The organism is Streptomyces sp. NPDC002867, assembly GCF_053591895.1.
On sequence record NZ_JBSFUR010000020.1, the window covers coordinates 21,484 to 46,237 of the forward strand.

At 73.3% G+C, this 24,754-nt stretch carries 22 protein-coding genes; 15 read left to right on the forward strand and 7 right to left on the reverse strand.

All coding sequences use genetic code 11. The features are described 5' to 3' along the window. Nucleotides 1-740: 740 nt before the first annotated feature. The gene (locus tag ACWD0A_RS20135; RefSeq protein ID WP_451299889.1) at nucleotides 741-1,484 is read right to left on the reverse strand and encodes a hypothetical protein; all 744 of its coding nucleotides are present in this window, start codon (nucleotides 1,482-1,484) and stop codon (nucleotides 741-743) included. Nucleotides 1,485-1,590: 106 nt separating this feature from the next. Here ACWD0A_RS20135 and ggt point away from each other — a divergent pair, with 106 nt between their 5' ends. Together ggt and ACWD0A_RS20145 are read left to right on the forward strand one after the other, a co-directional pair. Next, the gene (gene ggt / locus ACWD0A_RS20140; protein WP_451299891.1) at nucleotides 1,591-3,405 is read left to right on the forward strand and encodes a gamma-glutamyltransferase; all 1,815 of its coding nucleotides are present in this window, start codon (nucleotides 1,591-1,593) and stop codon (nucleotides 3,403-3,405) included. Between the two features lie 103 nt (nucleotides 3,406-3,508). Beyond that, nucleotides 3,509-4,300 carry a glycoside hydrolase family 75 protein gene (locus ACWD0A_RS20145; RefSeq protein ID WP_451299893.1) on the forward strand — a complete coding sequence of 264 codons (792 nt, stop codon included), beginning with the start codon at nucleotides 3,509-3,511 and terminating at the stop codon, nucleotides 4,298-4,300. Here the strand turns inward: ACWD0A_RS20145 and map are convergent. After that, nucleotides 4,297-5,064: a type I methionyl aminopeptidase gene (gene map, locus ACWD0A_RS20150; RefSeq protein ID WP_451299895.1), complete on the reverse strand. Its 768-nt coding sequence runs from the start codon at nucleotides 5,062-5,064 to the stop codon at nucleotides 4,297-4,299. The two genes, ACWD0A_RS20145 and map, sit on opposite strands and share 4 nt — an antisense overlap. 64 nt (nucleotides 5,065-5,128) lie before the next feature. On the opposite strand from map, the gene ACWD0A_RS20155 reads away from it, so the two are divergent. The 7 genes from ACWD0A_RS20155 (at nucleotide 5,129) to ACWD0A_RS20185 (ending at nucleotide 13,847) form a co-directional block, all read left to right on the forward strand. Beyond that, the gene (locus ACWD0A_RS20155; RefSeq protein WP_392322653.1) at nucleotides 5,129-5,383 is read left to right on the forward strand and encodes a helix-turn-helix domain-containing protein; all 255 of its coding nucleotides are present in this window, start codon (nucleotides 5,129-5,131) and stop codon (nucleotides 5,381-5,383) included. A 373-nt stretch (nucleotides 5,384-5,756) separates the two neighbouring features. After that, nucleotides 5,757-7,541 carry a hypothetical protein gene (locus tag ACWD0A_RS20160; protein WP_451299898.1) on the forward strand — a complete coding sequence of 595 codons (1,785 nt, stop codon included), beginning with the start codon at nucleotides 5,757-5,759 and terminating at the stop codon, nucleotides 7,539-7,541. A 168-nt stretch (nucleotides 7,542-7,709) separates the two neighbouring features. Next, nucleotides 7,710-8,552, forward strand: a complete 843-nt coding sequence (locus tag ACWD0A_RS20165) for a nitrilase-related carbon-nitrogen hydrolase (protein WP_451299900.1) — start codon at nucleotides 7,710-7,712, stop codon at nucleotides 8,550-8,552. Further along, the gene (locus tag ACWD0A_RS20170) at nucleotides 8,549-9,829 is read left to right on the forward strand and encodes an aspartate aminotransferase family protein (RefSeq protein WP_451299902.1); all 1,281 of its coding nucleotides are present in this window, start codon (nucleotides 8,549-8,551) and stop codon (nucleotides 9,827-9,829) included. Before ACWD0A_RS20165 ends, ACWD0A_RS20170 begins: the two co-directional genes overlap by 4 nt. 37 nt (nucleotides 9,830-9,866) lie before the next feature. Beyond that, on the forward strand, nucleotides 9,867-11,270 hold the full coding sequence (gene hydA / locus ACWD0A_RS20175; RefSeq protein ID WP_451299904.1) for a dihydropyrimidinase: 1,404 nt from the start codon (nucleotides 9,867-9,869) through the stop codon (nucleotides 11,268-11,270). Nucleotides 11,271-11,291: 21 nt separating this feature from the next. Then, the gene (locus ACWD0A_RS20180; RefSeq protein ID WP_451299906.1) at nucleotides 11,292-12,293 is read left to right on the forward strand and encodes a TIGR03842 family LLM class F420-dependent oxidoreductase; all 1,002 of its coding nucleotides are present in this window, start codon (nucleotides 11,292-11,294) and stop codon (nucleotides 12,291-12,293) included. Between the two features lie 24 nt (nucleotides 12,294-12,317). Next, nucleotides 12,318-13,847, forward strand: a complete 1,530-nt coding sequence (locus ACWD0A_RS20185; protein ID WP_451299908.1) for an NCS1 family nucleobase:cation symporter-1 — start codon at nucleotides 12,318-12,320, stop codon at nucleotides 13,845-13,847. Here the strand turns inward: ACWD0A_RS20185 and ACWD0A_RS20190 are convergent. Together ACWD0A_RS20190 and ACWD0A_RS20195 are read right to left on the reverse strand one after the other, a co-directional pair. Continuing rightward, nucleotides 13,813-14,796 carry a nucleotidyl transferase AbiEii/AbiGii toxin family protein gene (locus tag ACWD0A_RS20190; RefSeq protein ID WP_451299910.1) on the reverse strand — a complete coding sequence of 328 codons (984 nt, stop codon included), beginning with the start codon at nucleotides 14,794-14,796 and terminating at the stop codon, nucleotides 13,813-13,815. The two genes, ACWD0A_RS20185 and ACWD0A_RS20190, sit on opposite strands and share 35 nt — an antisense overlap. A 39-nt stretch (nucleotides 14,797-14,835) precedes the next feature. Beyond that, a complete protein-coding gene (locus tag ACWD0A_RS20195) occupies nucleotides 14,836-15,627 on the reverse strand; it encodes an SDR family NAD(P)-dependent oxidoreductase (protein WP_451299912.1) in 792 nt (263 codons plus the stop codon). Nucleotides 15,628-15,682: 55 nt separating this feature from the next. On the opposite strand from ACWD0A_RS20195, the gene ACWD0A_RS20200 reads away from it, so the two are divergent. The 4 genes from ACWD0A_RS20200 (at nucleotide 15,683) to ACWD0A_RS20215 (ending at nucleotide 19,395) form a co-directional block, all read left to right on the forward strand. Beyond that, on the forward strand, nucleotides 15,683-17,116 hold the full coding sequence (locus ACWD0A_RS20200) for an amidase (RefSeq protein ID WP_451299914.1): 1,434 nt from the start codon (nucleotides 15,683-15,685) through the stop codon (nucleotides 17,114-17,116). Nucleotides 17,117-17,150: 34 nt separating this feature from the next. Continuing rightward, on the forward strand, nucleotides 17,151-17,765 hold the full coding sequence (locus ACWD0A_RS20205) for a TetR/AcrR family transcriptional regulator (RefSeq protein WP_451299916.1): 615 nt from the start codon (nucleotides 17,151-17,153) through the stop codon (nucleotides 17,763-17,765). A gap of 45 nt (nucleotides 17,766-17,810) precedes the next feature. Beyond that, nucleotides 17,811-18,467 (forward strand): M15 family metallopeptidase, encoded by a 657-nt coding sequence (locus ACWD0A_RS20210; RefSeq protein WP_451299918.1) that lies wholly within the window; start codon nucleotides 17,811-17,813, stop codon nucleotides 18,465-18,467. A gap of 109 nt (nucleotides 18,468-18,576) precedes the next feature. Next, the gene (locus ACWD0A_RS20215; protein WP_451299920.1) at nucleotides 18,577-19,395 is read left to right on the forward strand and encodes an inositol monophosphatase family protein; all 819 of its coding nucleotides are present in this window, start codon (nucleotides 18,577-18,579) and stop codon (nucleotides 19,393-19,395) included. A gap of 30 nt (nucleotides 19,396-19,425) precedes the next feature. Here the strand turns inward: ACWD0A_RS20215 and ACWD0A_RS20220 are convergent, their stop codons facing one another. Beyond that, a complete protein-coding gene (locus ACWD0A_RS20220; RefSeq protein ID WP_451299922.1) occupies nucleotides 19,426-20,220 on the reverse strand; it encodes a nucleotidyltransferase domain-containing protein in 795 nt (264 codons plus the stop codon). Nucleotides 20,221-20,307: 87 nt separating this feature from the next. Here ACWD0A_RS20220 and ACWD0A_RS20225 point away from each other — a divergent pair, with 87 nt between their 5' ends. Then, nucleotides 20,308-21,723: a phytoene desaturase family protein gene (locus ACWD0A_RS20225; protein ID WP_307712623.1), complete on the forward strand. Its 1,416-nt coding sequence runs from the start codon at nucleotides 20,308-20,310 to the stop codon at nucleotides 21,721-21,723. A 46-nt stretch (nucleotides 21,724-21,769) separates the two neighbouring features. After that, nucleotides 21,770-22,303 (forward strand): O-acetyl-ADP-ribose deacetylase, encoded by a 534-nt coding sequence (locus tag ACWD0A_RS20230; protein WP_451299924.1) that lies wholly within the window; start codon nucleotides 21,770-21,772, stop codon nucleotides 22,301-22,303. Between the two features lie 28 nt (nucleotides 22,304-22,331). On the opposite strand, the gene ACWD0A_RS20235 is transcribed toward ACWD0A_RS20230, so the two are convergent. Next, entirely contained in the window at nucleotides 22,332-23,351 is a 1,020-nt protein-coding gene (locus ACWD0A_RS20235) for a zinc-dependent alcohol dehydrogenase family protein (protein ID WP_451299926.1), read from the reverse strand. A gap of 66 nt (nucleotides 23,352-23,417) precedes the next feature. Continuing rightward, nucleotides 23,418-24,569: a baeRF2 domain-containing protein gene (locus tag ACWD0A_RS20240; RefSeq protein WP_451299928.1), complete on the reverse strand. Its 1,152-nt coding sequence runs from the start codon at nucleotides 24,567-24,569 to the stop codon at nucleotides 23,418-23,420. Nucleotides 24,570-24,754: the final 185 nt, after the last annotated feature.

Sequence of the window (24,754 nt, forward strand, 5' to 3'; positions counted from 1 at the left end):
CGGGCGCGGAGGGCGCCGCGTAGGACCAGGAGCCTCCCGTGCGCTTCCCGCGCGCCTGGCGGATGCCCCGGAGTGCTCCCGCTGCCCTGAGGAATTCTCGATTTATACGGCTTATGTCGTGTTTATGCGTGTCGGGTGTGAAGGGCCTCGCCGGGCTGGATAGTTTGCGCTGACCGCGACACGGAGAAAAGGGGCAGGGCAGCGTATGGCCGTCGATCCGTTGATCGAGCTGACGTCAACACCTACTTCTCATTGCGCTCGAGGTGGCGCCCGCCGCCGTAGTTCGTCCCCATAGACGAGGCTGACACAGGCCGCGCCAGCAGCGCCGGCCGAACCACGAACGCTGTTGTCCGGGGTCCTTCGCGCACGCCGGTGCGGGGGTGAGAGGGCAGCAGCTCTTGGGGCACCACCCCGCCCTGCCGTGCGCAGGGCCCGGCGGCAGCCGGTGATCACTCCCTCGCAGCCGGACCGACGGGCAGGACGGGTCGGTGGGCGAAGAGGAGAAGGTCAGCTGCGCGCCGGTCGGGTTGTGCCACCAACTTGCCGAGGCCGAGCGGGCCCCACGTCGTCACCGGTACACGACGAGGGCACCGCTCGCCTCGAATCCTCCGGCGCCGGTCCCGCGCGCCGGGCCTTTCCGTCCCAGCCGCAACGACCGCTTCACGGGCGCGGCACGGGCGCGCGCGCCCGTGCCTCCGACTCCGACGTGCCCCGGCCCCTCGGACTCCTCCGACCTCCGGTCAGCTCACCGCGCTGTCCGAAGTGCTCGGCGCGGGGAGGGCGCTGAGCGCGGCCCTCGTCACGTCGGCGACGACCTCGACCACGTCCGGCCCGTACGCCTGCGAGTTGACCACCTTCAGCAGCAGGCAGAAGGAGTTCCGGCCGTGCTTGCGGTACAGCTTCTCGTGGTGGCGGGCCAGATAGCGGGTGGCGGCCTGGTTGGTGATGGCGCGCTGACCGCAGAACAGGAACACCGGCCGGCTTCCCTCGCCGGCCGTCAGCCGGGCCAGCAGCACGTACTCGGCCGTGCCCCGGTCCATCCGGTAGTGCTCCGTGCCGATCACGAACGACCCCTGGTCGGGGCCGGGTTCCGTGTCGGTGTCGACCAGCACACCGGGCAGCAGGCTCTGCAGGTGCGCCGCCGTCCGCCGGTTGGTGAAGGGCCCGCCGACGCAGAACTCGGTGCGCTCGCCGAAGCCCTGCTGCGTCGCGTCGTGCCAGATGATCTGCGCGTTCGCCCCGCAGTCCTTCACCAGCGCCGACAACTCCAGCAGCGCGAACACGTCGAAGCGGTGGACCGAACCGTCCCGTCCCGCCTCCCGGTTGACGACGAGCAGGCACTCCGAGTTGCCCGGCAGCCCGAAGAACGCCTGCTTGCGCCGGAGCCTGCGCCGCCAGAGGTAGGTGCGGGCTATCCAGCCGATCGAGGCGCTGATCCCGGCGGCCACCACACCGAGCACGATGTTGCGTACGTCGTCCGTCATGGGCGCGCATGCTAGCGGTGTCGGTCGAACGGCGTACCGGGCGGTCCTGACGGGGCGGCGGCGACGGGGTTAGGCTGCGCGGACGTTCGCCCTCGGGGAGGTACGCATGCGTCGTTCCGTCGTACGGAATGTGTCGGTACTGGCCGTTGCCGCGGCCGTCGCCTCGATCGGCGCGGCGGCTCCACCGACCTCCTCCCTGCCGGACGCGGCACCTGCCAAGACCCCGCTCGCCGTCGGATACGGCGGCGCCGTCGCCAGCGTCGACGCCGACGCGTCAGCCGCCGGCATCGAGGTCCTGCGGAAGGGCGGCAACGCGGTGGACGCGGCGGTGGCCACCGCCGCCGCGCTCGGCGTCACCGAGCCGTACTCCGCCGGTATCGGCGGCGGCGGCTTCTTCGTCCATTACGACGCCAAGTCCCGTACGGTCCATACCGTCGACGGCCGCGAGACCGCGCCGCTCTCCGCCGACGCGTCCCTGTTCCTGGAGAACGGCAAGCCCATCCCGTTCGCCGAGGGCATGACGTCGGGCCTCGGGGTCGGCACGCCCGGCACCCCCGCGACCTGGCGGACCGCACTGAACGCCTGGGGCAGCAAACCGCTGAAGGAGCTGCTGCGTCCGGCCGAGCGGCTGGCCGAGGACGGATTCACCGTCGACCCCACGTTCCGTTCCCAGACGCAGGCCAACCAGGACCGCTTCGCCGACTTCCCGGCCAGCGCCGAACTCTTCCTGCCCGGCGGCGGACTCCCGGTCGTGGGCTCGGTGTTCAAGAACCCGGACCTGGCCCGCACCTACAAGGAGCTCGGCCGCAAGGGCGTCGGCGCCCTCTACCGGGGGCCCATCGCCGACGACATCGTCCGCACCGTGCAGGAGCCCCCCGTCGCCGAGGGCGCGGACCGCGTCGTGCGCCCAGGCGACCTGACCCCTCGCGACCTGCGGGCCTACGAGACGATCCGCCGCGCCCCCACGAAGGTCTCCTACCGGGGGCTCGACGTGTACGGCATGGCGCCGTCCTCGTCCGGCGGCACCAGCGTCGGGGAGGCGCTCAACATCCTGGAGCGCTCCGACCTGTCCGAGGACGAGGCCACCCAGGCGCAGTACCTGCACCGCTTCATCGAGGCGAGCCGGATCGCGTTCGCGGACCGGGGCCGCTGGGTCGGCGACCCGGCCTTCGAGGACGTGCCCGTCAAAGGGCTGCTGTCGGAGCGGTTCGCCGACTCGCGCGAGTGCCTGATCAAGGACGACGCGGTCCTGAAGAGCCCGCTCGCACCGGGCGACCCGCGCCGGCCGGCCGCCTGCGGCTCGACCGGCGAAGCCGCCCCGACCACGTACGAGGGCGAGAACACCACGCATCTGACGACGGCCGACAAGTGGGGCAACGTCGTCGCCTACACGCTGACGATCGAGTCGACGGGCGGCAGCGGCATCACCGTGCCCGGACGCGGTTTCCTGCTCAACAACGAGCTAACCGACTTCTCCTTCGCCCCGGCCGATCCCGCGGTCCACGATCCCAACCTGCCCGGCCCCGGGAAGCGGCCGCGTTCGTCCATGTCGCCGACGATCGTGCTCGACCACCACGACCGGCCCCTGCTGGCGCTCGGCTCGCCGGGAGGCGCGACCATCATCACCACCGTCCTGCAGACGCTGACGGGGCATCTGGACCGGGGGCTGCCGCTCGTCGACGCGATCGCCGCGCCGCGCGCCAGCCAGCGCAACCAGGCGACGACCGAGCTGGAACCGGACCTGTGGAACGACCAGGACCTGCGCGCCGAGCTCCAGCGCATCGGCCACGCCTTCCGGCTGAACCCGGAGATCGGCGCGGCGACCGGCGTGCAGCGGCTGCCCGACGGCCGGTGGCTGGCCGCGGCCGAGAAGGTACGGCGGGGTGGCGGCTCGGCCATGGTGGTCCACCCGGTGCCGTGACGCGCGAGGGCGGCCGGGGCACGGCGGCGTAACCCGTCCGGCGGACAAACGGAGCCGGTTCGCGCGCCCGCGGGTAGGGAGCCTTTCGACAGAAAGGACCATTGTGTACATATCACGCACCGCTCTCGCGGCCGCCGCCGGTTCCGTCCTTCTCGCGGCGGCGGCCCTGCCCGCCGCCGCCGCGACCGCCACGGCTTCGCCGCCACGGGCCCTCGCCGCCCACCGGGCAGCCCTGCCGGCCGAGGGCACCGTCCCCGCAGATGACCTGTTGGACGCCCTCGGTAACTGCCGGCAGATATCCAACGGCAAGTACCGCACGGACAACGGCGCACCCGCCGACGTCCCCGTCTGCGAACAGAACGGGGTCGTGCACTGGACCGCCGACCTCGACATCGACTGCGACGGGGTGCGAACGCGGAAGTGCAACAGCACCACCGACCGCTGGTTCCAGCCGCACACCTCCTTCCAGCAGTCCAACGGAAGGCACCTCAACGCCGCGAAGCTGCCGTTCGTCGTCGTGCCGGGTCCGAGTGACATCTGGGACTACCGGGACTCCGGTATCAGCGGCGGAACCGTGGCCGCGCTGGTCTACCGGGACCGCGTCGTGTACGCCGTCGTCGGCGACACCGGCCCGACCGGGATCATCGGCGAAGCGTCGTACGCCGCCGCCGATGCACTCGGCATCGACCCGCATCCGACATACGGCGGCGCTTCCTCGGGCGTCACCTACATCCTGTTCAAGAACGTGCGCGCGGCCCCGATCGAGAGCCACGAGGCGGCCGTCGCGATCGGCGACAGGCTGGCCCGTCAGTACGTCCGCAGGGCGGACGCCGCACTCGGCGACGAGCTGGCCCGCCGACTGGTCGACGACGCCCTGAGGGAGCCGTCTTCCTAGAGCGCCGTGAGGATGCGCGGCCCGTCGTCGGTGACCGCGATCGTGTGCTCGACGTGTGCGGCACGGCTGCCGTCCGCCGTGCGCACAGTCCAGCCGTCGCGCGCCGTGTAGTGGTCGTCGCGGCCGCCCGCGGCGACCATCGGCTCGATGGCGAGCACCATGCCGTGCCGCAGGCGCATGCCCCGGCCTGGGCGTCCCTCGTTGGGCACGCCCGGGTCCTCGTGCATGCGCCGGCCCACTCCGTGCCCGCCGAGGCCGTCCGGGATGCCGTACCCGGCGGAACGGCACACGGTGCCGACGGCGTGGGCGATGTCCCCGATGCGGTTGCCGACGACGGCTGCCTCGATGGCCGCGGCGAGTGCCTCCTCGGCCGTCCGGATCAGGCGCGTGTCGGCCGGCCGTGCGCGGCCGACCGTGAAGCTCACGGCCGCGTCGCCGACCCAGCCCGCGCGGACGGCTCCGCAGTCGAGACCGACCAGGTCGCCGTCGCGGAGCCGGTAGGCGCCCGGGACGCCGTGCACGATCGCGTCGTTGACCGACACGCAGAGGACGGCCGGGAAGGGGGCGGGTGCCCAGCCGGGGTGATAACCGAGGAACGGGGAACCGGCTCCCGTCTCGTCCAGGACCGCGCGGGCCGCCCTGTCCAGCTCGCTGAGCGCGACGCCCACGAAGGCCGCCTCCCGTGCGGCCGTGAGCGCCTGGGCCACGATGCGGCCGGCCTCGCGCATCGCCTCGATCGAGGCGTCTGTCTTGATCTCCACCATGCCAATTACTATACCGGTCCCACCGTTATTCTTATACCGGTACGGACGGGATTAGAATAACGGCATGGTGCGCACCCCCCTCACTCCCGAAGAGCGCGAACGCGGCGAGAGGCTCGGCCGGCTGCTCAGGCAGGCGCGCGGCGACCGCAGCATGGTGGAGGTCGCGGCGGCGGCCGGACTGTCCGCCGAGACCCTGCGCAAGATCGAGACGGGCCGCGCCCCGACCCCCGCGTTCTTCACCGTCGCCGCCCTCGCCGCGACGCTCGGCCTGTCCATGGACGAACTGGTCGTGCGCTGCGCCCTCGTGCCGGCCGCCTGACCACCCTGACGGGCGGCCCCGGTTCGCGACCGCCACAGGACGCGGTGACGGCGCGGGCTGTCACGCCGAAGGTGTTCACGAACCCCTGCGCACCATGGAGCCCGGCGGCTTCGTGAGCCGTACCGAGTACGACGAGACCCTCCGCGGATCGCGTACGAGTTCACCGAGTTCGGGCGTCGTGTTCGGCCCGGTGGACGCGGCGTGCGACCGGGCGCGGGCGTCTGCCCGAACTGCTCGCGGCCCGGGAAGCTCACGAGAGCGGCTGACGGTCTCGGGGCATCGCGGTTCCCGGCCGAAAACGGCATGTAGCAAGGGCGTAACACGCCTGCGGTCGAATGCCTGCGGTTCTACCTCCGAGTGGTCAGGGGCAGCGATGGCGGTGCATCACCTCCCGGCGGAGGTCGGGACGTTCGCGCGGTACCTCGAAGAGCTGACCGGGCGGCTCGACCCCGCGGGCGGCTGGTGCGCGATCTTCTGGCAGCGTGACCCCGACGGAATGCGGGCCTGCCTGGAAGGGGTCGAGATCCCTCCGTGGGACGTGGTCGAGTCCCTGCTCCACGACCTGGCGACGTCGACAGGCCCGGAGGACGCCGAGCGGGAGTGGGGCCGGGCCCGTGCGCTCCATGCGGCGGCAGCGGCGGCACACGACCGGCTGCCGGGCGGACGCGAGGCGCTGGAGGAGCGGCGGGAGCTGATGCGCGACGAGCAGGCGTACGCGGCGGCCCGCGCGGAGGAGCTGCTGCGGTCGCTGGCCGGTGAGCCGGAGGGCACGGCGGAGGCGGAGCGCCTGACGCACGAACTGTCCTGGACGCGTGACGACCACGCCCGCGCGACGTCGCGCGTGAGGGAACTGACGTCCCGCATCGAGTCGTTGCCCCACCCCTCGTCCTGGTTCACCCCGGCCGGACCCGACGCCACGGGTCCGGCCGCGCTGTCCGGCCCGGCCGGCCCCGGGGAGCAGGGACCCGACGGGCCCTGGCCGACCGGCATGCCCGGCGCGGCCGGGGCGTACGCGACCGGGACGGCCGGCTCGGGACAGCCCGTGGGCGGATCACCCGACAGGCAGTGGGCCGCGGGCCCTGCCGGGCCCGCGAGAGCCGGCACCGCGGGCACGGCGGAGACCGGCGCCGTGGGCGCGGCCGAGCCCGGTGCTCCTCGCGGGCACGGCGACCCTGGCAGGGCAGGGCCCCGCCCCGCACCGGCCGGGGCCGGCCACAGCGCACCGGGCGCCGACGCCGGCCCCTACGGGACGGGCAGGCAGGGGGTGCCCGGGGGAACCGGCGCGTTCGGAGACGCCGGGGCGGTTGCACTGCCCGGCGCCGTCGCAGGCGGCGCGGCCCCCCACGGGGCAGGCCCCGGCGCGCCGAGTGTCGGCACGGCTCCGTACGGGGTCCCCGGGCCCGGCAGGGGCGTCGCCGGCGAACCCGCAGAGCGCCGCGCCTCCTCCCGGGGGAAGCGGAAGATCCGGCGAGGGGCCCGGTTCGCGGGGGTGGAGGACGACGGGGGCGGCGCGGTCGCCGTGCCCGTGTTGCCCGTCGCCGGTGACGTGCCACGGGGCGCGCGGTACGGAGGCGCTGCCGCAGCCCCCGAGCCTGCCCCGCCACCCCTGTCCGCGCACGAGACCGCCGGCGCCGAACGGGCCGCGCGCGAGACCGTCGCCGCTCTCGGGCGGCTCCGGGCCGAGGGCCGCGGCGGCGAGGCGCACGTCGTGCTGTGCGAGGCCGCCGCCCGGCCGCCGGGCTGGCTGCCCGCGCTCGCCGCCGAACTCCACCGCGGCGGACTGGACGCCGACTGGGGCACTCTCCTGTGGGAGGTGGCGTCCCAGCCCGCCGCGCACCTCGCCGCGGCCGCCGACGCGCTCGCCGCGGCCGGACGGCCCGACGACGGGCGCCAGTTGCTGCGCCAGGGGGTCGCGCGGCCCGCCGAGGAGATCGCCGAGACCGCGCTCGCGCTGGCGGACGAGGGCCTCGGCGCCCGCGCCCGTGCGCTGCTCGCCGCGTACGCGCAGGTGCGCCCCGCCGAGGACGCCGCCAGGGTCGCCGGCCGCGACCCGTCCCGGCTCGTCCCGGCCCTGCTCGACGCCGCCCGCGACGTCTCGCCGGACCGCGAGCGCGATCTCGTCCACGCGCTGCGCGTGGCCGGTTACCTCGGCGCCTGACCGAGACGAAACCGTTCCGAAATCGACCGCTCGGGTGCGAAACATGATCGACTCTGCGGGTTGACGACGATGGTCTTGCCCCGCTGTGTGACGTGGCTTACGTTCTCCATCTGCGTATTGCGTCTACGTGCGTAGAGGCTCTCTGGCGTCCCGTCGAAGGAGCAGCTCATGGCCCATGTCGTACGCGCCGCCCTCGTCCAGGCCACCTGGACCGGCGACACCGAATCGATGATCGCCAAGCATGAGGAACACGCCCGCGAGGCCGCCGGGCAGGGCGCCAAGATCATCGGATTCCAAGAGGTCTTCAACGCTCCGTACTTCTGCCAGGTGCAGGAGCCCGAGCACTACCGCTGGGCCGAGCCCGTCCCGGACGGCCCCACCGTCCGCAGGATGCAGGACCTCGCCCGCGAGACCGGCATGGTGATCGTCGTCCCGGTCTTCGAGAGCGAGGGCGCGGGCTTCTACTACAACACCGCCGCGGTCATCGACGCCGACGGCAGCTACCTCGGCAAATACCGCAAGCACCACATTCCCCAGGTCAAGGGCTTCTGGGAGAAGTACTACTTCCGGCCGGGCAACGCCGGCTGGCCGGTGTTCGACACCGCCGTCGGCAAGGTCGGCGTCTACATCTGCTACGACCGCCACTTCCCGGAGGGCTGGCGCCAACTGGGCCTCGCGGGAGCCCAGTTGGTCTTCAACCCGTCCGCCACCCACCGTGGTCTGTCCTCCCACCTCTGGCAGCTGGAGCAGCCGGCCGCCGCCGTCGCCAACGAGTACTTCGTCGCCGCCATCAACCGCGTCGGCATCGAGGAGTACGGCGACAACGACTTCTACGGCACCAGCTACTTCGTCGACCCGCGCGGCCAGTTCGTCGGCGACCTCGCCAGCGACAAAGAGGAGGAACTGGTCGTACGCGACCTCGACTTCGACCTGATCGAGGCCGTACGGCAGCAGTGGGCGTTCTACCGGGACCGCCGCCCCGACGCGTACGAAGGGCTTGTTCAGCCGTGACCGACCTGTACGGGCGCCACAAGGCCGTCCTCCCGGACTGGCTCGCCCTCTACTACGACCGCCCCATCGAGATCACCCACGGCGAGGGACGCCACGTCTGGGACGCGGACGGAAACCGCTACCTGGACTTCTTCGGCGGCATCCTCACCACCATGACCGCGCACGCCCTGCCCGAGGTCACCAAGGCGGTGAGCGAGCAGGCCGCGCGGATCATCCACTCCTCCACCCTCTACCTCAACCGCCCCATGGTGGAGCTCGCCGAGCGCATCGCCGCCCTCTCCGGCATCCCCGACGCGCGCGTCTTCTTCACCACCTCCGGTACGGAGGCCAACGACACCGCCCTGCTGCTCGCCACCGCGTACCGCCGTTCCAACCAGATCCTGGCGATGCGCAACAGCTACCACGGCCGGTCCTTCTCCGCGGTCTCCGTCACCGGCAACCACGCCTGGTCCCCGACCAGCCTCTCCCCGCTCCAGACGCTGTACGTCCACGGCGGTGTCCGCACCCGGGGCCCCTACGCCGGGCTGTCCGACGCGCAGTTCATCCAGGCCTGCGTCGCCGACCTGGAGGATCTGCTCGGCCACACCCGCGACGTCGCCGCGCTGATCGCCGAACCGGTGCAGGGCGTCGGCGGATTCACCTCCCCGCCCGACGGGCTGTACGCCGCCTTCCGCGAAGTGCTCGACCGGCACGGCATCCTGTGGATCTCCGACGAGGTGCAGACCGGCTGGGGCCGCACCGGTGAGCACTTCTGGGGCTGGCAGGCGCACGCCCAGAACGGCCCGCCCGACATCCTCACCTTCGCCAAGGGCATCGGCAACGGCATGTCGATCGGCGGCGTCGTCGCCCGCGCCGAGGTCATGAACTGCCTGGACGCCAACTCCATTTCCACCTTCGGCGGTTCGCCCGTGACCATGGCGGCCGGCGTCGCCAACCTCGCCTACCTGCTGGAACACGATCTCCAGGGCAACGCGCGGCGCGTCGGAGGGCTGCTCGTCGAGCGGCTGCGCGCGATCGGCGCGGGCGTCCCCGCCGTACGGGAGGTGCGCGGACGCGGCCTGATGATCGGCATCGAGCTGGTGAGACCGGGCACGGACGAGGCGGACCCCAAGGCCGCCGGCAAGGTCCTGGAGGCCGCGCGCGAGAGCGGCCTGCTGATCGGCAAGGGCGGCGGCCACAACACCAGCGTCCTGCGCATCGCCCCGCCGCTCTCGCTCACCGTCGCCGAGGCGGAGGAGGGTGCGTCCCTCCTCGAACACGCCCTGCGCGCCGTCTAGGCCTGTCCGGCCGACCGAGTCCACACACGAGGAGACCATGAGCACCCGCACCCTGATCCGCGGCGGTCTCGTCATCACCGCCGCCGACGAGATCCACGCCGACGTCCTGATCGACGACGGCCGGATCGCCGCACTCGCCGCACACGGCACCTCCGCCGCCGAGTCCTGGACCGCGGACCGCGTCATCGACGCCACGGGCAAGTACGTCATCCCGGGCGGCGTCGACGCGCACACCCACATGGAGCTGCCGTTCGGCGGCACGTCCGCCTCCGACACCTTCGAGACCGGCACCCGCGCGGCGGCCTGGGGCGGCACCACCACCATCGTCGACTTCGCCGTGCAGTCGGTGGGGCGCTCCCTGCGCGAGGGCCTGGACGCCTGGTACGCCAAGGCCGACGGCAACTGCGCCGTGGACTACGCCTTCCACATGATCCTCTCCGACGTCAACGAGTCCTCGCTCAAGGAGATGGACCTGCTGGTCGAGGAGGGCGTGACCTCCTTCAAGCTCTTCATGGCCTATCCGGGCGTCTTCTACAGCGACGACGGACAGATCCTGCGCGCCATGCAGCGCTCGGCGTCCAACGGCGGCCTGATCATGATGCACGCGGAGAACGGCATCGCCATCGACGTCCTCGTCGAGCAGGCGCTCGCCCGCGGCGAGACCGACCCCCGCTACCACGGCGAGGTCCGCAAGGTCCTCCTGGAGGCCGAGGCCACCCACCGGGCCATCCAGCTCGCGCGCGTCGCCGGCGCGCCGCTGTACGTCGTGCACGTCTCGGCCGAGGAGGCCGTCGCCGAACTCGCGGCGGCACGCGACAAGGGGCTGAACGTCTTCGGCGAGACCTGCCCGCAGTACCTGTTCCTGTCCACCGACAACCTCGCCGAACCGGACTTCGAGGGCGCCAAGTACGTCTGCTCCACCCCGCTGCGGCCCAAGGAGCACCAGGCCGCGCTGTGGCGCGCTCTGCGCACCAACGACCTCCAGGTCGTCTCCACGGACCACTGCCCGTTCTGCTTCAGCGGCCAGAAGGAGCTGGGCCGCGGCGACTTCTCCAAGATCCCCAACGGGCTGCCGGGCGTGGAGAACCGCATGGACCTCCTCCACCAGGCCGTCGTCGACGGCCGTATCAGCCGACGTCGATGGATCGAGATCGCCTGCGCGACCCCGGCCAGGATGTTCGGCCTCTACCCGAAGAAGGGCACCATCGCACCCGGCGCCGACGCGGACGTCGTGATCTACGACCCGCACACCGAACAGACGCTGTCCGCCGAGACCCACCACATGAACGTCGACTACTCGGCCTACGAGGGCCGGACCGTCACCGGGCAGGTGGAGACCGTGCTGTCGCGTGGCGAGGTGGTCATCGACCGGCGCGCCTTCACGGGCCGCGCCGGCCACGGCGTGTACACCCCGCGCTCCACCTGCCAGTACCTGAACTAGCCAGAACCAGGAGGCCACCTCGTGGACTTCGGACTCGTCCTGCAGACCGACCCGCCCGCGTCCGCCGTCGTCGGGCTGATGCGGCGCGCGGAACGCAACGGCTTCCGCTACGGCTGGACCTTCGACTCCGCGGTCCTGTGGCAGGAGCCGTTCGTCATCTACAGCCGCATCCTCGAACACACCCAGAAGCTGACCGTGGGCCCCATGGTCACCAACCCCGGCACCCGGACCTGGGAGGTCACCGCCTCCACCTTCGCCACGCTCAACGACATGTACGGCAACCGCACGGTGTGCGGCATCGGCCGGGGCGACTCGGCCATGCGGGTGGCGGGCCGCAAGCCCAACACCCTCGCCCGGCTCGGCGAGGCGATCGGCGTCATCCGCGATCTCGCCGAGGGCCGCGAGGCGGTCGTCGACGGGCAGCCGATCCGCCTGCCCTGGGTGAAGGAGGGCAGGCTGCCCGTGTGGATGGCGGCGTACGGGCCCAAGGCGCTGGCGCTCGCCGGGCAGAAGGCCGACGGGTTCATCCTCCAGCTCGCCGACCTGTACCTCACCGAGTGGATGGTGAAGGCCGTGCGCGCGGCGGCCGCCGACGCCGGACGCGACCCGTCGTCGGTCACCATCTGCGTCGCGGCCCCCGCGTACGTCGGCGACGACCTCGCGCACGCCCGCGACCAGTGCCGCTGGTTCGGCGGCATGGTCGGCAACCACGTCGCCGACCTCGTCTCCCGCTACGGCGAGCACTCCGACATGGTCCCCGAGGCGCTGACCGCCTACATCAAGGAGCGGCACGGCTACGACTACAGCCACCACGGCCGCGCAGGGAACCCGTCCACCGACTTCGTGCCGGACGAGATCGTGGACCGGTTCTGCCTCCTCGGGCCCGCCGAGGCGCACATCGACAAGCTCAAGGCGCTGCGCGACCTGGGCGTGGACCAGTTCGCCGTCTACAACATGCACGACGCGAAGGAAGCGACGATCGACGCGTACGGCGCGCAGATCATCCCGGCTCTCACCAGATGACCGTCTGTCGAAAGGTCACCCACCATGACCGCGACCGTCCCGCACGTGCCCTCAGAAGGACCCGAACACGACCCGGCGGGAGGCGTCGAACTCCCGCCGGGCGCCCTCCCCGCCGACGGCCGTTTCGTCAACGACGACCTGCTGCCCGTGCCCGTCTCGCGCCGCCGCTGGACCACGTACAACTTCGCGGCCCTGTGGGTCGGCATGGCGCACAACATCCCCTCCTGGCTGCTCGCCTCCGGCCTCGTCTCGCTCGGCATGGACTGGAAGCAGGCCGTGTTCACCATCGCGCTCGCCAACCTCATCGTGCTGGCGCCGATGCTGCTCACGGGGCACGCCGGGCCCAAGTACGGCATTCCCTTCCCGGTGCTCGCCCGTGCCTCGTTCGGGCTGCGCGGCGCCAACCTTCCCGCGTTGATCCGGGCCGCCGTGGCGTGCGCCTGGTTCGGCATCCAGACGTGGATCGGCGGCCAGGGCATCTTCGTCCTGCTGGGCAAGCTGTTCGGCGGCTGGGCGGAGGCGGCGAAGGTCGGCGGCCAGCCGTGGACGCTGTGGGTGTGCTTCGTCCTGTTCTGGGTGCTCGAACTGGCCATCATCTACCGGGGGATGGAGGCCCTGCGCCGCTTCGAGAACTGGGCCGCGCCGTTCGTCATCGTCGGCGCGCTGGTGCTGCTGGCGTGGATCGCGGCCAAGGCGGGCGGCCTCGGGCCGCTGCTCGACCAGCCGTCGAAGCTGGGCTGGGGGGCGGACTTCTGGCCGGTGTTCTTCCCGTCCCTGATGGGCATGATCGCCTTCTGGTCCACACTGTCGCTCAACATCCCCGACTTCACCCGCTTCGGAGCGGGCCAGCGCGCCCAGATCTGGGGCCAGACGCTCGGGCTGCCGACCACGATGACGCTCTTCGCCCTGCTGTCCGTCTTCGTCACCTCCGGTTCGCAGGCCGTGTACGGAGCGGCGGTCTGGGACCCGGTCGCGCTCGCGGGCAAGACGGACAACGTCTTCGGACTGCTCTTCGCGCTGGTGACCGTGCTCGTCGCCACGATCTCGGTGAACATCGCGGCGAACGTCGTCTCACCGGCGTACGACCTGGCGAACCTGGCGCCGCGCCTCGTCAACTTCCGCCGAGGCGCGCTGATCACGGGTGTCGTCGGTGTGCTGATCATGCCGTGGAAGCTGACCGCGACGCCCGAGCTGTACATCTTCACCTGGCTCGGCCTGGTCGGCGGACTGCTCGGCACGGTCGCCGGCATCCTCATCGCGGACTACTGGCTGGTGCGGCGCACCGTCCTCGATCTGCCCGCGCTCTACACGCCGGGCGGACGCTACTGGTACACGTCCGGCTGGAACCTGCGCGCGGTCGCCGCCTTCGCGGTCGGCGGCGTGCTCGCGATCGGCGGCTCCCACTCGGCACCGGGCAAGGGCCCCTTCCCCGCGGAGGGTCTGATCCCGTTCCTGCGGCCGCTCGCGGACTACGGCTGGGCGGTGGGCCTGATGGCGTCGCTGGTGCTGTACGTGACGCTCATGGGGACGCGGGGTTCGCGCACACCGGCGTGAGCGCCGTCGCCAGGCGGTCGCGCCGGCTCGCGAGGTCGCCGGTCACCCGTGGGTGCGCGGCGCGGAAGGTGCGCCAGGCGGCCTGCCAGCCGCGCACGGTGTCCGGTGCGAAGCCGTGCGCGTGCTCGCCGAGCACCTTGCGCAGCAGTGGTGCGCGCAGCCGGGTGCGGGGCGACTCGGCCGGCAGTACGGCGTCGTAGAGGTCCTTGGCGCCCGCCACCCCGTCCCCGGCGGCGTCGGTGCACAGCCACAGCAGCTTCCACGCGAGGGACAGCGCGGGGCTCGCGGTCGGCACCGGGGTGGGCGGTCCGCCGTCGCCCCGAGGAACCGCTGTCCACACCGGTGCCTCGGGCAGCACCTCGTCGCTCGCGAAGTCGATGGGGATCTCGCCCCGTTCGCCCCAGCGGCGCCGGAAGGGCACTTTCAGGCGGACGCCGGCGGTCTCGTACTCGCGGTACGTCCAGTTGCCGTCCTCCTCGATGCCGTCGGCGTCGAGGTGGACGCCACCGGCCGCGTGCGGATCCGCTCGCACGGCCGCCACCAGGTCCTCGTGCGGGGAGGCGGGCTCGTATGCGTACCGCCCCAGCCAGCGCAGTCCCTCCGGCGGCAGAGCGGGACGGCTGCCGAAGGTATCGAACTCGCCTTCCGGGTACCACAGTTGGGCGGCGGCCGCGCCGTGGGCGGCCTCGGGCCACTGCTGCACGTCCGCGATCGCGTCGAGGTGGGGGAAGGGCGCGAGAGGGTCCGGGAACGAGTCGGAGGCCGGCTCCAGGGCGATGAAGTCCAGATCGCCGGGCTCCCGGGCCGCGGGTCCCAGCCATGCCGTCAGCGTCATGGAGCCGCGCAGCACCAGACCGCCGCTCCACGGAGCAGTGGCGATCAGACGCAGCACATGATCGAGGGCCGCGCGACGGGCCTCGCGCACGGTGCACACCTCCTGGGTCGGCACGGGCGGTGCGACCGTAACAGGTGCCGCCGACAGGCTCTCTCAGCGGCGGTCGCGCTGGGCCGCGACCAGCTGGCGCAGCGTCTTCTCGCCAGGTCCGCCGCGCTGGACACGTTCCGCGAAACCGGGAAACTGTCCCGCTATGGCGCTGAGGAGCCTCAATTCGAGCGGAGCGACGTTGATCTCGGCGACGTCGCGTTCCACCGCCCGCATCACACCGGCCACCACCTGACGCGGTGACACCGTCCGTATGCCCGCCGGGGGCTTCGCGCCCGTCTCGGCGAACATGCCCGCGTCCCGGACGAAGCCGGGCTGGACGACCGAGACCCCGACGCCCGTGCCGTGCAGGTCCTGGCGCAGCCCCAGCGCGAAGCCGCGCAGCCCGAACTTGGTGCCGCTGTACAGCGACGCCGACTTCGTGGCCGCCTTGCCCGAGATGGAACCGATGAACGCCAGATGGCCCCGGCCCGCCGCCACCATGGCGGGCGCGAGCAGGCGGGCGAGCATGGCCGGCGCGTGCAGGTTCACGGCGAAGGCGCGCTCGACCTGCTCGGGGGTGTAGTCGAGGAGATCGCCGCTGGAGGGCAGCGCGGCGTTGGCGATCAGGACGTCCGTGCCGGCGGCCTCGTCGGCGAGGCGGCGCACGTCGTCCGGTTGGGCCAGATCGGCGACGACCGCGCGGGCGCCGTGGCGCTCGGCGAGGGGGCGCAAAGCCTCGGCTCGCCTGCCGCTCACCGTCAACGTGGCCCCGCGGGCCACGAGTTCGGCTGCCAGGGCGCCGCCGATACCGCCGGTCGCGCCGGTGAGCAGAACGCTTGCTCCGGTGATCCGCATCTGGTTACCCTCCAGTTCTGTTCGTTCGAACGAACGATAAGGAGGCGGGGGCAGCGTGTCCACAGACCCGTTCGGCGGACTGGCCGAGCACGCAAGGGCGTTGGCGGCGGGCGAGACCACGTCCGAGGCGCTCGTGACGGGCGCGCTCGCCCGTATCGAGGCCACTCAGGGCACCCTCAACGCCTTTCGTACCGTGCGCGGTGAGGCCGCCGTCGAGGAGGCGCGCGCGGCCGACCGCAGGCTCGCCGCGGGGGAGAGACTGCCACTGCTCGGCGTGCCGATCGCGGTCAAGGACGACACCGACGTGGCCGGTGTGCCCACGTTCTTCGGCTGCGCGGGCGACATCCCGCCCGCCGCGGAGGACGGAGAGGCGGTGCGCCGGCTGCGGGCCGCGGGCGCGGTGATCGTCGGCAAGACCAACACGTGCGAGCTGGGCCAGTGGCCGTTCACCGAAGGCCCGGCCTTCGGCGCCGCCCGCAACCCCTGGTCCACCGGCCACACGCCCGGCGGTTCCTCGGGCGGCTCGGCGGCGGCCGTGGCGGCGGGACTGGTGCCCGCGGCGCTCGGCTCCGACGGCGCGGGATCCGTTCGCATTCCCGCGGCCTGGACCCATCTCGTGGGCATCAAGCCGCAGCGGGGGCGCGTCTCCGTCCACCCGTACGACGACTGCTTCCAGGGCCTGACCGTCAACGGCCCGCTCGCCAGGACCGTCGCCGACGCCGCCCTGCTGCTCGACGCGGCCGCGGGCGCCCACCCGCGGGAGCGCTTCCGGCCGGCCGCGATCGACGCGTCGGCGGCGGCCCGCCGGCAACCGGGACGGCTGCGCATCGCCCTGGCCCTGCGTCCACCACTCACCCTCACAGGCGCCCGTGCCCACCCCGAGGTGCGCCGCGCGGTCACCGCGCTCGCCGAGACACTGGCCCGCCTCGGCCACGACGTCGAGGAGGCACGCCCCCGTTACGGCCTGATCGGGCTCGCCTTCCTGCCCCGCGCGGCGGCCGGCATCGCCGCGTACGCCGACCGCCACCCCGACCCCGCCCTGCTCGACCCGCGCACCCGGTCCGCGACCCGCTCCGGCCACCGCCTCGGCCGTCTGGTGCCCGCCGCACGCGCCCGCGAGGCCGCGCAGCACCGCAGGATCGGCGCCTTCTTCGGCGGTTTCGACGTGCTGCTCACCCCCACCACGGCCGTCCCGCCGCCACGGGTCGGGGCCTTCGACGGGCTGTCCGCGCAGCGCACCGACATCAGGATCGCCGCGGCGTGCCCGTACGCCTGGCCGTGGAACGTGCTCGGCTGGCCCGGGGTGAACGTGCCCGCCGGCCTCACCTCCGCCGGACTGCCCGTCGGCGCCCAACTCCTCGGCCCCGCGGGCAGCGAGGAACGGCTCATCTCCCTCGCCGCCCAACTGGAGGCCGATCAGCGGTGGTACGAGAAGCGTCCGCCCTCGCCGCACGGCCTGGCGGCCGTCGGCGGCACCCCCACCCCGTGACCAGCGGGAGCGTGCCGATGGGACAATGGCGTCCATGTCCACCGCCGCCCGCACCGTCGCCACCCGGCAGCGCATCATCGAGGCCGTCCTGCACATCATCGGCAGGGACGGGGTCGCGGCGGTCACCAACCGGCGGATAGCCAAGGAGGCCGGGGTCTCGCTCGGCTCGGTGACGTACCACTTCGCGACCCAGCACGACCTGCTGCGGGAGAGCCTGCTGCACTTCGTCCGCGACGAGACCCGGCGCTTCACCGCACTCGCCGACCAGTGCCGCGGCGAGGGCGTCGACATCGCGGGCGCGGCGGCGCTCGCCGGCCGGGTGGCAGGCGGAATCGGCTTCGACAGCGAGCACATCGCCACGTTCGAGCTGTACGTCGAGGCGGGGAGGGACGAGCGGCTGCGGGAGGCGGCGGCCGAGGCGTTCGCCGCGTACGACCGGCTCGCCGCCCAGATCCTGACCGGTCTCGGCGTCCCGGACGCCGAGCGGTACGCGGCGACGACGGTCGCCCTGGTGATGGGCCTGCAACTGCGGCGGCTGGCCACCGGCGGCCCCGCCGAGGACCTGGTCGACGCGTTGTTGCTGCTGGCGCGGGGTGCGGTCGCTCCGAGCGGCGGAAACGGCGTGCCCGTACCGCCTGCCGGGCGCTGACGCCCGCCTGATGCGGGCCGGACACCACGAAATTACCCTGAAAGGGTGCATAGCGCTCGCCGATGCGCCGCGCTCGCCCTGGGGCTGGGGCTGGCGCTCGGTCTCCTGCCCGGCCACCCCCTCGCGGCCGACGCGCCCCGGCTCGCGGCGACCGTGCGGGACGTGCCGGGCGAGAAGCTCGGAGCGAGCCACGGGCCCGGCTGTCCGGTGCCGCCGCAGCGGCTGCGGCTGATCACCATGAACCACTGGGGCTTCGACGGGCGCGTCCACCGCGGCGAACTGATCGTCCATCAGGACATGGTCCGCCCCGTGCTGCGCGTCTTCCGGGAGATCTTCGACGAACGCTTCCCGATCCGGCGCATGCGCGTCATGGCGGAGTACGACGGGAGCGACGCGCGCGCCATGGCGGACGACAACACCTCCGCCTTCAACTGCCGCCGGGTGACGGGCGACGCCGGCCACCTGTCCCGCCACTCCTACGGCGACGCCGTCGACATCAACCCGCTGGAGAACCCGTACGTGGACCGCTCGGGCGCCGTCCACCCGCCGGCCGCCGGCCGCCATCTGGAGCGCGACCCGGCCGCCGAGGGGCTGATCATGCCCGGCGACGCCGTCACCCGCGCCATGGAGAGCGCCGGCTGGCAGTGGGGCGGCCACTGGTCACCGCCCGACTACCAGCACTTCTCCGCCGACGGCACCTGAGCGGCACCCCCGGGCGCCCGGCCGGGCCGAACCGCGGAGGAACGCGGGGTTACGGGGCGGGGAACCGGCCGCCTCCCGCGATGTCAGCGGGGCATGGTTGGCTGGTGACATGATCGATGACTTTCTGACCGGTGATCTCTCCGACGTCGAGGAGGCGCTGCGCAAGGCGGCCGCCGCCGAGATCACGCCGCGCTACCGGCAGCTCGCCGAGCACGAGATCGTCGAGAAGAACGGCCCGCACGACCTCGTCACCGCCGCCGACCGGCTCGCCGAGGCGCATCTGACCGCCTCGCTGACGGCCCTGCTGCCGGGCTCCGTGGTCGTCGGCGAGGAGGCGGTGCACGCGGATCCGGCGGTGTACGAGGCGCTGCACGGCGACGCGCCCGTGTGGATCGTGGACCCCGTCGACGGCACGCGCCAGTTCGTCCACGGCGAGCCCGGCTTCTGCACCCTGGTCGCGCTCGCGCACCGTGGCGAGGTCCTCGCCTCCTGGACGTACGCGCCCGTGCCCGACGAGCTCGCGGTCGCCGTACGCGGCGGGGGCGCCCGGCTGGGCGGCGAGGCGCTGCGTTCCGGCTCGCCCGCCCCCGGCGCGGTGCTCGAGGTGGCCATGTCGCACCCGGACTACACGACTCCCGAGCAGAAGCGGGCGCTGCTCGGACTCGCGGAGCCCGGGGTGCTGGCGCGTCCGTGCGGATCGGCGGGTCTGGAGTACCTGGACGTCGCCAGGGGCGTCCTGGACGCCGTCGCCTTCTCGTGGGAGTACGCCTGGGACCACGCGGCCGGACTGCTGCTGGTCACGGAGGCGGGCGGCGCCCACTTCACCGTCACCGGCGAACCGTTCCGCATCACGGGCGGCAACAGCCTGCCCTTCACGGCCGCCCGTGACGAGGCGACCGCACGGCGCATACGGGAGCTGCTGACCTGACCCGTCCGGCAGCGTCCCCGGCCGGTGCTGTCAGGTCAGCCGTGACCTGACCTCCCGCACCAGCTCGCCCGCGGACTCCACCGCCGCCGCGTCCAGACCGGCGAGCGCCGCCGACACACGCGCGGTGAAGTCACCGGGCACACCCGGGAGCGCGGCGGCGGCCGCCAGCGCGCCCTTCTCGTTCAGGCACCACACGCGGTGATACGCGTGCAGCGACTGCACCAGCACGCCGAACGCCCGGGACAGGCACAGCGAGACGTGCAGCGTGTCACCCGACCCCGCCGACTTGCGCGCCACCGCGACGGAGAACTCCGCCTCCCACGCGGCCTCCACCAGCGCCGCGCGCAACGGCTCCGGGTACGTCGCCGTCTGCGCCCGGAGCTCCCCCAACTCGCCTGTGGGATCGTCCAGTACGCGGCACAGCGCCACCTCGCCGGCGTAGGCGGGCGACCAGAAGCCCAGTGGATGCCCCGGCTGCACACCCGTCTCGTAGCGGCCGGCGCGGCAGTCCGCCCACACACGCCGCACCCGGTCCAGATCCCGCAGGATCCAGTCCACCGCCGCCCCGTCCACGGTGAGCCAGGCTCCGCCGTCGACCCACGGCCCCCAGCCGCCGGGCCCGGCGACCTCCACCGGCTCACCGGCCAGTTCGGACGCGAGCTCCGCGAGGGCCGCGACATCGGGCTCGCCGCGGTAGTACACCCCCAGGTCCCAGTCCGAGTCCGGCCGGTGGGCGCCGCGCGCCCGGCTGCCGCCGAGCGCCACCGCACGGACCCCGGCAACGGCCGTGAGCCGCCGGGACATCGTCTCGATCGTGGTCTCCATCAGGAGGGAACGGTACCCGTGGCCCCGCTGTCGGTGCCCCGGAATATCCTGGGTCCTCATGGCCTCGGCTGACAAAGGAGTCCGAAGGTGCCGTCGATGCTCGATGCCGTCGTCGTGGGGGCGGGCCCCAACGGACTGACAGCCGCGGTCGAACTGGCCCGCCGCGGCCTGTCCGTCGCCGTGTTCGAGGCCCTGGACAGTGTGGGCGGCGGTGCGCGCACCGAGGAGCTGACCCTCCCCGGCTTCCGCCACGACCCCTGCTCCGCCGTGCACCCGCTCGGCATCGGATCGCCCGCGTTCGCCGGCATGCCGCTCGCCCGGCACGGCCTGGAGTGGCTGCACCCCGAGCTGCCCCTCGCGCACCCCTTCCCCGACGGCTCGGCCGCGGTCCTCAGCCGCTCGGTCGGCGAGAGCGCCATGTCCCTCGGCGCCGCCGACGCGGGCGCCTACCGCCGCCTGGTCGCACCGTACCTGGGGCACTGGGACGACCTCGCGGCCGACTTCCTGCGCACGCCCTGGGACGGCCTGCCCCGCGCCCCGTACCGCTTCGCCCGCTTCGGACTGGACGCGATCCAGCCCGCCACCTGGCTCGCCCGCCGCTTCCGGGGCGAGAAGGGCCGGGCGCTGCTCGCCGGGCTCGCGGCACACGCGATCGCGCCCACGAGCGGAGTCGCCACGGGCGGCATCGCCCTGATGTTCGCGCTGGCCGCGCACGAGGTCGGCTGGCCGGTGCCCCGGGGCGGCTCCCAGGCCATCTCCGACGCCCTCGCCTCCTACCTGCGCGAGCTCGGCGGCACCGTGCACACCGGCATCGAGGTCAGGCGCCTGGACGAGCTGCCGCCCGCCCGCGCGTACGTCTTCGACACCTCGCCGACCGCGCTCGCCAGGATCGCCGGACTGGGCCACGCGTACTGGCGCTACCGGTACGGCGCCTCCGCGTTCAAGATCGATTACGCGCTTTCCGGACCGATGCCGTGGACCGCGAAGGAGGCCCGCGCGGCCGGCACCGTGCACATCGGACCGACCGCGGGCGAGATCGACGACGCTCTGCGCCGGGCCGTCGAGGGGCGCGATCCCCGGGCCCCGTTCCTGATCACCGCCCAGCCCAGCCTGATCGACCCCACCCGGGCCCCCGAGGGCCGCCATGTCCTGTGGGCGTACGGCCATGTGCCGGCCGGCTGGGAGGGGGACGCGACGGAGGCCGTCGAGCGGCAGCTGGACCGGTTCGCGCCCGGCTTCCGTGACCTGGTCCTCGCCCGCGCCGTCGCCGGCCCGCCCCAACTGGCCGCGCGCAACGCGAACTACGTCGGCGGTGACATCGCCTGCGGGGCGTTCGCCGGCCTCCAGACCGTGCTGCGCCCCCGGCTGGCCCGCGTCCCGTACGCCACCACGCACCCCGCCGTGTTCCTGTGCTCGTCGGCGACCCCGCCGGGGCCGGGGGTGCACGGCATGTCGGGGCACCACGCGGCGAAGGCGGTCTGGCGGCGACTGCGTCAGCGCTGACGCGGCCTGCGGCCTCCGCCGGGCGCGGGTCGGCATCATGGGGCGCATGACACAGCACGCACCGGACATCACGCTCGTACGCGGTGACATCACCGAGCAGCACGCCGACGCCATCGTCAACGCCGCCAACTCCTCGCTGCTCGGCGGAGGCGGCGTCGACGGAGCCATCCACCGCATGGGGGGCCCCGAGATCCTCGCCGCGTGCCGCGCACTGCGCGCGTCCCACTACGGCAAGGGCCTGCCCACCGGCGCCGCCGTCGCGACCACGGCCGGCCGGCTGCACGCGGCCCATGTCATCCACACCGTCGGGCCGGTCTGGTCCCGCGAGGAGGACCGTTCGGCGCTGCTCGCCTCCTGCTACCGCGAATCGCTGCGCGTGGCAGCCGAGTTGGGGGCGCGGAGCGTGGCCTTCCCCGCCATCTCCACCGGCGTCTACGGCTGGCCCATGGACGACGGCGCCCGCATCGCGGTCCGCACCGTCCGCGAGGCCGCCACGCCGCCGGTCGCCGAAGTGCGCTTCGTGCTCTTCGACGAGGACGCGTACGCCCATTTCCAGGCGGCTCTGGCCGCGGAGGGCTGAAGCCGCCGGTCCTGGCCCGGCGTCCGGGTCATGGCGCCATGAGCACGGCCACCCCGGTGATCCGTCCCGCCGCCAGGTCCGACAGGGCACGGTCGGCCTGCCGCAAGGGGTAGCGCGTGACCCGTACCGCGGGCCGCAGCCGCGCCGCTTCGGCGAGGAAGGCGCGGCCGTCCTCGCGCGTGTTGGCGGTGACGCTGCGCACCGTGCGTTCCTGGAACAGGTGCGCGTCGTAGTCCAGCGGGGGGACCGCGCTGAGGTGGATCCCGGCGATCGCGAGTGTGCCGCCGCGGTCCAGGGCCGCCAGCGCCACCGGCACCAGGCCCCCGGCCGGGGCGAACAGGATCGCGGAGTCCAGTGGTTCCGGCGGGTCGCCGGCTCCCGCGGAGGCCGCGCCCAGCTCCCGCGCCAGACGCTGCGCGCGCGCCGACCGGGTGACCACGTGGACCGTTGCGCCCTGGGCCACGGCGAGCTGTGCGGTCAGGTGCGCGGATGCCCCGAAGCCGTAGATCCCGAGCCGGCCGCCGGGCGGCAGCTCCGCCAGGCGCAGGGCGCGGTAGCCGATGATGCCCGCGCACAGCAGCGGTGCGGCCTCCTCGTCACGCCACCCTTCCGGCAGGCGGTAGGTGAACGGGGCGTCGACCAGGATGTGGCCGGCGAATCCGCCGTCGATGTCCCAGCCGGTGTAGCGGGACCCGGGGCACAGGTTCTCCCGCCCGGCGAGGCAGTGACGGCACCGTCCGCAGGTCCCCGCGAGCCAGGCCGCCCCCAGCCGGTCGCCTTTCCGCAGGCCGGTGACACCGGGCCCGGCGACGACGACCTCGCCGACGACCTCGTGGCCCGGTGTGCAACGCGGCCTGCGCGGCGGCAGGTCGCCCTCGGCCAGGTGCAGGTCGGTCCGGCACACCCCGCAGGCGCGTACCCGTAGCAGCAGTCGGCCCGGTCCGGGTTCCGGCGTCGGGCGCTCCAGCCACCGCAGCGGGGCGGACGCGATCGGACCTGGGGACTCGACCACCCAGGCCGACGTCGCTCCGGGCACCGGGGGCGCCATCCTCGTCCTGCCGCTTCCGTCTTGTGTCCGGTACCGGCCCGGCGAGGGGCCGGGCCGGCGGTTCACTCACATACTCCAGCGCAGCACCGCCCCGAGGCCGCCCGCCGGGCCGTGCATACCCTCGGGAACCATGAGGACTTCGCCGCCCGACGCGGCGGCGGAGCGCAGCAGCGCGTCGTCCGCGCGCGCCCGTTCCGGCTTGGCGACACCCATGGCCTGCGCCTGGCCGCGCTGCACCGCGACCTGGTCCACGCCGGGGCCGATCCACACCTCGCGGCCCGCGTCGGCCGCGTCCGGTGTGAGCAGCAGGGTCGCCACCTGGTGCTTGCGCACCGCGTCCACGACCGCGGGCATGCCTTCGGCGGCCTCTCCGGGCCCGGTGTCGACGGCGGAGGTCTCGCGGTGCTCGCCGGGCCTGCCCCGTCCGACACGGAAGCGGTCGAGCGCGCTCTCGAGCCGGTCGCGCGCGAACTTCTCGCACGCCTCGGCGATCTGCCGGTCGAGCAGGCTCTTGGACGCGCCCGGCGACCTGCTGCCGTTCCCGGCCTCGACGGTGACGGCCTGGACACGCTCGGGGAGCCGGTTGAAGACGGCCCTGCGCTCGCGGGGATCGCCGGTCAGCACGATGAGTTCGGCGTTGCCCTCGGACAGCCTGCGGGCGAGTTCGCGGGCGATGATGTCGGCGGTCTCGTTCCAGGTGTTCTCGACTTTGTTCCGGTAGTGCCACTCGTACCGGTCCGCGGGAATGCTGCGGTGCCCGCGGCCCTGCCACTCCTTGCCGTTCGCCTGGCCCAGGGCCTCGCGGTGGTGTGCGTCGCGCAGCTCGAGATCGGCGCCCGTGCGGTCGATGTACGCGACCAGGCACGCCGGCCGATCGCCCCGCAGGTCCGCGAGCGGCGCGACGTGGGGCAGGATCGACCACGTCGCCGGAATGCCGGCCGGCGGCATCGAGAGCGGGGTGTCGAGCACGACCTCCGCCCCCTCGGCGAACAGGGCCCGTCCGGGCGGTGCGCCGGAGACGGGCTCGTGGGCGAGCTTGTCCATGACCGCCCTGACGGTGTACGCGTCGGCGCCCGCCTCGATGAGCTGGGAGGCGACGGCGCGCTCGCGGAGCTGCTGCACCTTCTGTGCGTCCTCGGTCGCACGCGTGGTCTCGATGTAGACGGAGGCCCATGGGCCTGGCCGGGCGAAGAGCGGTTTGAGGAAGCCGAGTTCCATGATTACCCCCAGGCAATCGTGGATGGTGAATACCACCAGATTATGCCGGTATAGCGCCTGTGAAGCGCGTGGCGACCAATGACGTGACGACGCCGTGAGTGCCCCCGTTCGGCCCTCCGAAACGGGCGGCAGGGATACGGTGACCGCACGCGTCCACCCGGATCCCGCTCGTGGCCGGCCAGGCC